The sequence below is a fragment of the Roseitalea sp. MMSF_3546 genome, assembly GCF_030732865.1.
Classification (GTDB): domain Bacteria; phylum Pseudomonadota; class Alphaproteobacteria; order Rhizobiales; family Rhizobiaceae; genus Roseitalea.
Genome location: NZ_JASHKB010000050.1, coordinates 1 through 7,725 on the forward strand (window position 1 = coordinate 1; position 7,725 = coordinate 7,725).

Genomic DNA, 7,725 nt, shown 5'->3' on the forward strand with positions numbered 1-7,725 from the left:
TTGCTGCATGCCTGGCGGTGGCAGCGGGTGTTGGGCTTGTGGCCGGCGTCTCCCCTCCCACGCTTGCGGGGGAGGGGTAAGTGGTGGGGGCGAAGCTCATCATTCGGAGAGGGCGCTACCCCCTTGCCCGCGCCGCGCGGCCGCCACGCCGGCGACCGCCAGAGGACGCGGCAGGGGCCGGGGCCGCGCCGGCATTGGCGTTGGCGGCGGCGGGCGCGTGGTCGCGATAGGTCCTGATCCAGTTCCCGCAATCGGCGTCGTTGCCGGCGAGCACATTGGCGGCGCGGACCATCTCCATTTCCTGCGGACGGCACGGATTCATGATCGCGCTCGTCATGCCCGAGGCGATGACCATCGGGATGAAGGCGGCGTTGATGCCGTGCCGGTGCGGCAGGCCGAAGGAGATGTTGGAGAGCCCGCATGTCGTGTTCACGCCCAATTCCTCGCGCAGGCGGCGCACCAGCCGGAACACCTGCCGGCCGGCGGTGCCCATCGCGCCGATCGGCATGACGAGCGGGTCGACGACGATGTCGTGGGCCGCAATGCCGTAGTCGCTCGCGCGCTCGACGATCTTCTTGGCCACCGCGAAACGCACGTCCGGGTCCTCGGAAATGCCCGTCTCGTCGTTGGAGATGGCAACGACCGGCACGTCGTACTTGCTGATCAGCGGCATGATCGCCTCGAGCTTTTCCTCCTCGCCGGTGACCGAATTGACCAGCGGGCGGCCTTCGGCGACCTCGAGCGCGGCCTCGATCGCCGGGGTGACCGAGGAATCGATCGACAGCGGCACGTCGACCAGCGACTGGACGATCTGAACCGTCCTGACCAGCAGATCCGGCTCTGTCGCGTTGGGATCGACGGCGGTGACGCCGGCATTGACGTCGAGCATGGTCGCGCCCGCCGCGACCTGTTCGAGCGCGTCCTTCTTGACCGTTTCGAAATTGCCCTCGACCATCTCGGCGGCGAGCTTCTTGCGGCCGGTGGGGTTGATGCGTTCGCCGATCACGCAGAAGGGCTGGTCGAAGCCGATGACGGCTTCGCGCCTGGCCGAGGCGACGATGGTGCGGCTCATGGCGTCAGCCCCCGATGGCGGCGCGGGCGCCGGCCCTTGCCGGCCAGGAGCCGCGCTCGGTCAGCCAGGCGCCGGCCTTGGCCAGCCCGCCAAAGGCAAACACATGGATCTGCCGGATGGGGCTTTGCGGATCGTCGCGCCAGGCAGCCTCGATCGGGCCGACGACGCTTTCGGGCGAATGGGAGGTGGCGAGCGTTGCGATCGAATGGGTGTTGCGGCGGAAATAGCTCAGCGAGGTGCCGACCCCGCACATCGCCGCAAAGCGGATCAGCGTGGTGATGCGGGCCGGGCCGGCGACACCCAGATGAACGGGCAGGTCGATGCCGGCCTCGCGCACGCCCTTGGCCCAGCGCACGAATTTGCCGCCATCGAAGCCGAACTGGGTGACCACGCGCATGCGCGCGCCGGAACGCTCGCCGAAATCGCGCTTGAGGCGCAGCGCCTCGGCGGCGACCTGGTCGCTGAAGTCGGGCGAGCCCTCGGGGTGACCGGCAATGCCGATATCGGTGATGCCGTGGCGGTCGAACAGGCCGGTCTCGAGCACTTCCATGGTCGAGGTGAAGGGACCGGCCGGCACACCCAACCCGCCGCCGATGACGAGCACATCGGTCACGCCGGCCTCGCCGGCCATGGCGGCAAGACGATCGTCCAGCACGGCGCGGCTGGGCAGCCGGCGGGCGGGAAAATGCGGCACCGGCTCGCAGCCGAAGGCGCGCAGCCGGCACGCGGCCGCAACAAGCACGGCCGTGCCCTCGGTGCCGATATCGGTGAGGTAGACACGCGTTGCGGCGGGAAACAGTTCGCCCGGATCGGCCATGTCGATCGCCTGGCGCGGCGTGACCTCGATGGAGGCGGGGATGGCGGCTCCGGGCTCGGCGGCGTGGATCATGGAAGGTGCCTCGCTTGCGGGCTCAGGCCGCGTTGGGGGTGTCGTATCCGGCATTGCCGACCAGCCTGGCCAGCCGCTCGCGCGGGTACTCGGCCTCGATGCGCGCGCAGGCCCGTTCGGACTCGGCGTCGAGCGCATCGCTCACGGTTTCGGGGGCGCCCTTGCGCCACTGCGCCAGATAGGCGTCGCTGTCGCGGGCTCCGACCCTCATGGCGCAGGCGTCGATGGCCTGCATGAAACGCGGCGGCAATTGGCGGCGCGCGACCGTGCGCCGCTCGCGGACGATCACCTGGGCGGGAATATCGCGCCAATAGACGATGATGCGCTGGGCCATTTGCGTGCTTCCCTTTGTACGGGAAGAATGGGCGTGTTCGCGTCCGCCGGCTATTTCTCCGGCGACGCGCCCAAATCCAAAAGCGACAGCGCAGCGATCACCCTGCGATCCAGTGCATGGCCAGCGTGCCGGCGACGAAGACCACGCCGAAGATGACGGCGATCGAAACAAGGCCGATCGCCACGCCCAGTCCCAGCCACAGCCCGTCGCGTTCGGACAGCGCCAAACCGCAAAGGGCGCAGGCAAACGCCGGCAGCCAGTTGCCGAACGGCACCGGCAGGATCACGGCAACGCCCAGAACGAACGCGTAGAGCCCGATGAGGCGCTCGGCGCGGCGGCGGTCGGCAAAGGGCCAGTGGCGCGGCCGCACCCAGGCCTCCATTCGCTCGAGCATGGGGATCAGCCTGCCGGTCATCGAAACGAAGGCCTTCTGGCTCAGCGACCGGCGCAGGAAGAGTTCCGGCAGCCAGACCGTCGGCCGGCCGGCCACCATCTGCAGCGCGACCAGCACGATCGGAATGCCCAGCACCAGCGTCGAGCCGGGCGGAAAGGGCAGCATGTTGATGGCGCTCGTCAAGACCAGGAAAGTGCCGAAGCTGCGGTCGGCCAGCGCGTCGCGGATGCAGCGCACCGAAACCGCGCCCTGTTCGCGGGCGGCCAGTTCGCGCATGACCTGCGAGAGCGTGCGCGGCTGAAAGCGCGGCGCTTGTCGCGCCTCGACGATCGGTCCGGTTTCCGGGGTCGGATCAAGCATGTCGTGCCGCTGTTGCATTGCCCGCAAACGTCATGGCGCAAGATTGTGTCAGTTCAATACCCGCGTCCATCATGGCACAGACACCTTTACAGAGCTTTGTGCGGCGACCGGCCAGCCCCTGCAAGCGCCGTTGCGAGATCGCCATGGCCGGTAAAGCGTCGTTCGAAGGCCAGTCCGAGCCGGTCGGCGGCGGCGCGGGCGTTTTCGGTCAACGCCGCGTCGTCGGTCTGGGCGATGTACAAGAGCCGGTCATAATGGCCGAAATAGGTCCCGAGCAGTTCGGGATGACGGTCCAGGCCCAGCGGCCGGATCAGGAAGGTCTCGAAATGCCGGGCCAGGAAGTCGGTCATGAAGAAGGTCGTCATGAACGCTTCGCCGGCCGCGGCGAAGGCGTCGTTGCCGATATAGAAGGAAAAGCAGTGCGGGCCGGCGATGCGCTCGACGCCGTGGCGGGCGCAGACCGCATCGAGCATGCCGCCGGTGCCGCAATCGGCATAGGCGATGAAGATGCGCTCGAACCCTTCGGCGCGGGCCTGCGCGATCGCCCGTTCCACGGCCGGGGCGATGCGTTCGGGCCGGTGATGGTGGTCGGCCGGCAGGCAGGTCAGCGAAACGTGGTCGAGACCGTTGAGGCGACACACATCGAGGATCTCCCGGGCGAGCATGCCGCAACCGATCACACGCAGGGGCTGCGGATCGGCGTGAAGGGGCGGGTTCAGCATTTGTTATTCCGTGAAATGTAAGGCTTTCTGCCAGCACGCGATTTGCCGACGGTCGGCTTCCGGTCTAGGTTCGCGCGGTGATCGCATCCGACGGAGCCTTTGTCTTGGGTGATCAGTCTGTCGCAATGACCCTGAAGGACGCAAGCGCCAGCGCGCTCGCCGCGCCGGCGCTGACGATCGTTCTGCCGGCCTATAACGAGGCGCCGAACATTCGCGCCGTCGTCGACAAGATCGGCCAGGCCATGGGCGCGATCGCCCACGAGGTGGTTGTCGTCGACGATGACAGCCCGGACGGGACGACGGAGGTCGCGCGCCAGGTCGGCCGCGAGTATCCGCATGTGCGCTGCATTCGCCGGGTCGGCCGGCGCGGGCTGTCGGGAGCGTGCGTGGAGGGCATGATGGCCGCCAACGCGCCGGTGGTCGCGGTCATGGACGCCGACCTGCAGCACGACGAGACGCGCCTGCCGGTGATGCTCGGTGAGATCGAGGCCGGCGCCGATCTGGTGATCGGTTCGCGCTATGCCGATGGCGGCAGTGCCGGCGCGGGCTTTCATCGGCGCACGCGGGCCAGGGGCAGCGAGCTTGCGACGTCGCTGGCCAACATGGTCACAGGGCGCTTCACCACCGATCCGATGAGCGGGTTCTTCATGATGCGCCGGGCGGTGGCCGACCGGGTCGCGGGCGCGGTGGCACGCGACGGCTTCAAGATCCTGTTCGACATCGTCAGCCGCTATGGGGCGCAACTGGACATTCGCGAGGTGCCGTTCACCTTTCGCGAGCGCGTGGCCGGCGAGAGCAAGCTGGGCTTTCTGGTCACCATCCAGTTTCTGGGACTTCTGGTCTCGCGCTATACGGCGGGGCTGGTGCCGGCGCAGTTCCTGCTGTTCGCGCTGGTGGGCACGAGCGGGCTTCTGGTCCATCTGGTGGCGCTTTACGCGGCCGGTGCGGTCGGCCTGGGCTTCGTCGGCGCGCAGGTGGCGGCGACCTATGTCGCCATGACCACCAACTTCATCTTCAACAACGAGGTGACCTTCGGCCATCGCAAGCTGACGGGGCTGAAATTCTGGTCCGGGCTTGCGACGTTCTATGCCATCTGCTCGATCGGGGCGATCGGCAATGTGTCGGTCGCGGTGCGGATCTTCGAATGGGGCTGGCCGGCCTGGTTCGCCGGCCTGTTGGGCGCGGTGATGAGCGCGCTGTTCAACTATGCGGTCACCAAGCTGGTCACCTGGCGCGACGGCTGAGCCGCTCAGGCGTGTTCGATCTGGTTGTGGCGGCGCTTCATGAAGGCCGAGGCGGTTTCCACCGCAACGGCGGCGTCGCGACAATAGGCGTCCGCGCCGATCGCCCGGCCGAACTCCTCGTTGAGCGGGGCGCCGCCCACCAGCACGACATAGTCGTCGCGGATGCCCTTTTCGACCATGGCGTCGATGACGACCTTCATATAGGGCATCGTCGTGGTCAGCAGCGCGCTCATGCCCAATATGTCGGGCCGTTCGCGCTCGAGCGCCTCCAGATAGGTCTCGACCGGGTTGTTGATGCCCAGATCGACGACCTCGAAGCCGGCGCCCTCCATCATCATGCCGACGAGGTTCTTGCCGATGTCGTGAATGTCGCCCTTGACCGTGCCGATCACCATCTTGCCCAGCTTGGGCGCGCCGGTCTCGGCGAGCAGCGGGCGCAGGATGTTCATGCCCGCCTTCATCGCATTGGCCGAAAGCAGCACCTCGGGCACGAACAGGATGCCGTCGCGAAAGTCCTCGCCGACGATGCGCATGCCCTCGACCAGCGCGCGGGTGAGCACGTCATAGGGCGCCCAGCCGCGATCGAGCAGGATCTGCGTGCCCTCGACGATCTCCTCCCTGAGGCCGTCATAGAGATCGTCATGCATCTGCTGGACGAGGTCGTCGTCGGACAGTTCGGCCAGAATGATCTCGTCTGCGTCCGACATGGCTTCGGTCTCCCAACCGCGATCTGACGGTTCCGGCCGATTCGACCGCCGGCCGCCCGATCCCCGAATGGTTATCGGGGCAGGGGCCGCATGACCGGTTTCGATGCGACCTGCCTTGCCGCGAAAGCGACCCGCAATGGCGATTTGCGACGGGCGCGCGGGGGTGTCGCAACGGTGTCAGCGGGCGGCGCGCACGGCAATGCGGTCGCCGCGCTTGCGTTGGACAGTCGCCGCCATGATGCTGCGCAACGGGCGCAAGGGCTGCGCCCCAGGAGGTGGCGATGGACCAGGACAATGCGGCAGGCGGCGAGGGGGCCGGCGGACGGCGCGGACGCGGCGGCGCCGCGGCGCGGCGGGCGGCGCGCGCCGGTTCGGGCCCGGCGCAACTGCCCCATATCACGCGCGCCATCCCTGCATACGAACTGCTGGGCGAGGAGGGGCTGGCGCTGATCGAGGCCAATGCCGAGCACATCCTTGAGGAGATCGGCATCGAGTTTCGCGAGGACCCCGAGGCGCTCGACCTGTGGAAGCAGGCCGGCGCGGATGTGCGCGGCGAGCGCGTGCATTTTCCCAAGGGGCTGTGCCGGCAGTTGCTCAAGACCGCGCCTTCGGTCTTCACCCAGCATGCGCGCAACCCGGAAAGATCGGTCCGGATCGGCGGCGATGCGACCGTGTTCGCGCCGGTCTACGGGCCGCCCTTCGTGCGCGATCTGGACGGCGAGCGCCGCTATGCCACGCTCGAGGATTTCCGGAACCTGGTCAAACTCGCCTACATGGCGCCGGCGCTGCACCATTCGGGCGGCACGGTGTGCGAGCCGGTCGACATCGCCGTCAACAAGCGCCATCTGGACATGGTCTATGCGCACATCCGCTATTCGGACAAGCCGTTCATGGGCTCGGTCACCGCGCCGGAGCGGGCCGCGGATTCGGTCGCCATGGCGAAGATCGTCTTCGGCGATCAGTTCGTCGACGACAATTGCGTGCTGATCAATTTGATCAACGCCAATTCGCCCATGGTGTTCGACGGCACCATGCTGGGCGCGGCCAAGGTCTATGCGCGGGCCAACCAGGCCTGCATCGTCTCGCCCTTCATCCTGGCCGGCGCGATGAGCCCGGTCACCGTCGCCGGCACGCTGGCGCAGATCCTCGCCGAGGTGATGGCCGGTGCCGCGTTCACGCAGCTTTGCCGGCCCGGCGCACCGGTCGTCTTCGGCACCTTCGCCGCCTCGATCTCGATGCAGTCGGGCGCGCCCACCTTCGGCACGCCCGAACCCTCGCTCGTCTCCTATGGCGCGGCGCAACTCGCGCGGCGGCTGGGCCTGCCGTTCCGCACCGGCGGGTCGCTGTGCGGCTCGAAGGTGCCCGACGCGCAGGCCGCCCAGGAAAGCGCCAACACGCTGAACATGACGCTGCTGGCGGGCACCAATTTCGCGCTGCATTCGGCCGGCTGGCTGGAGGGCGGGCTCGTCGCCTCCTACGAAAAGTTCATGATCGATGCCGACCAGCTCGCCATGATGCAGGCGATGAGCCGGGGGATCGACCTTTCAGAAAACGGCCAGGCGATGGACGCGATAACCGAGGTCGGCCCGGGCAGCCATTATCTTGGCTGCACGCACACCCAGAAGAATTTCCAGACCGCCTTCTACCGGTCGACGGTGGCCGACAACAATTCGTTCGAGCAGTGGCTGGCCGAGGGCGGCAAACGCGTCGAGGAGCGGGCCAACAGGCTGTGCCGCGACTGGCTCAATGCCTACGAGGCGCCGGCGCTCGACCCGGCGATCGACGAGGCGCTGCAGGTTTTCATGCTGCGAAAAAAGGACTCGATGCCCGACGCCTTCGGCTGAAACGAACCCGGCTCAGCCAGGGAGACAGGCGCACGGCGTAAGATTGGGCGGATCATCCACGACGAGGTGTGGAAGATGGGGTGTAAGCGTCCGGTCAGGCGTTGTGGTGGTCAGTTCAGACCACAGCACTTCTTGTATTTTTTGCCCGATCCACAGGGG

Annotated in this window: 8 protein-coding genes; 2 read left to right on the forward strand and 6 right to left on the reverse strand. The window is 67.5% G+C overall.

Annotation, left to right across the window (positions count from 1 at the left end):
• Positions 1-115 precede the first annotated feature (115 nt).
• The 5 genes from RBB34_RS19550 to RBB34_RS19570 form a co-directional block, all read right to left on the reverse strand.
• Complete coding sequence (locus RBB34_RS19550) at positions 116-1,072, reverse strand: methyltetrahydrofolate cobalamin methyltransferase (RefSeq protein ID WP_306120924.1); 957 nt, start codon at positions 1,070-1,072, stop codon at positions 116-118.
• Positions 1,073-1,076: 4 nt separating this feature from the next.
• A complete protein-coding gene (locus tag RBB34_RS19555) occupies positions 1,077-1,961 on the reverse strand; it encodes a methylenetetrahydrofolate reductase (RefSeq protein ID WP_306120925.1) in 885 nt (294 codons plus the stop codon).
• A 22-nt stretch (positions 1,962-1,983) separates the two neighbouring features.
• Positions 1,984-2,295: a virulence factor gene (locus RBB34_RS19560; RefSeq protein ID WP_306120926.1), complete on the reverse strand. Its 312-nt coding sequence runs from the start codon at positions 2,293-2,295 to the stop codon at positions 1,984-1,986.
• A 97-nt stretch (positions 2,296-2,392) separates the two neighbouring features.
• A complete protein-coding gene (locus RBB34_RS19565; RefSeq protein ID WP_306120927.1) occupies positions 2,393-3,049 on the reverse strand; it encodes an exopolysaccharide biosynthesis protein in 657 nt (218 codons plus the stop codon).
• A gap of 86 nt (positions 3,050-3,135) precedes the next feature.
• On the reverse strand, positions 3,136-3,771 hold the full coding sequence (locus RBB34_RS19570) for a DUF1638 domain-containing protein (protein WP_306120928.1): 636 nt from the start codon (positions 3,769-3,771) through the stop codon (positions 3,136-3,138).
• 125 nt (positions 3,772-3,896) lie between these two features.
• On the opposite strand from RBB34_RS19570, the gene RBB34_RS19575 reads away from it, so the two are divergent.
• The gene (locus RBB34_RS19575; protein ID WP_306120929.1) at positions 3,897-5,015 is read left to right on the forward strand and encodes a glycosyltransferase family 2 protein; all 1,119 of its coding nucleotides are present in this window, start codon (positions 3,897-3,899) and stop codon (positions 5,013-5,015) included.
• A gap of 5 nt (positions 5,016-5,020) precedes the next feature.
• On the opposite strand, the gene RBB34_RS19580 is transcribed toward RBB34_RS19575, so the two are convergent.
• Positions 5,021-5,722, reverse strand: a complete 702-nt coding sequence (locus RBB34_RS19580; protein ID WP_306120930.1) for a B12-binding domain-containing protein — start codon at positions 5,720-5,722, stop codon at positions 5,021-5,023.
• Positions 5,723-6,003: 281 nt separating this feature from the next.
• Here RBB34_RS19580 and RBB34_RS19585 point away from each other — a divergent pair, with 281 nt between their 5' ends.
• A complete protein-coding gene (locus tag RBB34_RS19585) occupies positions 6,004-7,566 on the forward strand; it encodes a trimethylamine methyltransferase family protein (RefSeq protein ID WP_306120931.1) in 1,563 nt (520 codons plus the stop codon).
• Positions 7,567-7,725 lie beyond the last annotated feature (159 nt).

What these genes read in the sequence shown, in the direction of transcription:
- RBB34_RS19570 (WP_306120928.1), bottom strand. Translation starts at nt 3,771, where the DNA reads ATGCTGAACCCGCCCCTTCACGCCGATCCGCAGCCCCTGCGTGTGATC.
- RBB34_RS19580 (WP_306120930.1), bottom strand. Translation starts at nt 5,722, where the DNA reads ATGTCGGACGCAGACGAGATCATTCTGGCCGAACTGTCCGACGACGAC.
- RBB34_RS19565 (WP_306120927.1), bottom strand. Translation starts at nt 3,049, where the DNA reads ATGCTTGATCCGACCCCGGAAACCGGACCGATCGTCGAGGCGCGACAA.
- RBB34_RS19560 (WP_306120926.1), bottom strand. Translation starts at nt 2,295, where the DNA reads ATGGCCCAGCGCATCATCGTCTATTGGCGCGATATTCCCGCCCAGGTG.
- RBB34_RS19550 (WP_306120924.1), bottom strand. Translation starts at nt 1,072, where the DNA reads ATGAGCCGCACCATCGTCGCCTCGGCCAGGCGCGAAGCCGTCATCGGC.
- RBB34_RS19555 (WP_306120925.1), bottom strand. Translation starts at nt 1,961, where the DNA reads ATGATCCACGCCGCCGAGCCCGGAGCCGCCATCCCCGCCTCCATCGAG.
- RBB34_RS19575 (WP_306120929.1), top strand. Translation starts at nt 3,897, where the DNA reads ATGACCCTGAAGGACGCAAGCGCCAGCGCGCTCGCCGCGCCGGCGCTG.
- RBB34_RS19585 (WP_306120931.1), top strand. Translation starts at nt 6,004, where the DNA reads ATGGACCAGGACAATGCGGCAGGCGGCGAGGGGGCCGGCGGACGGCGC.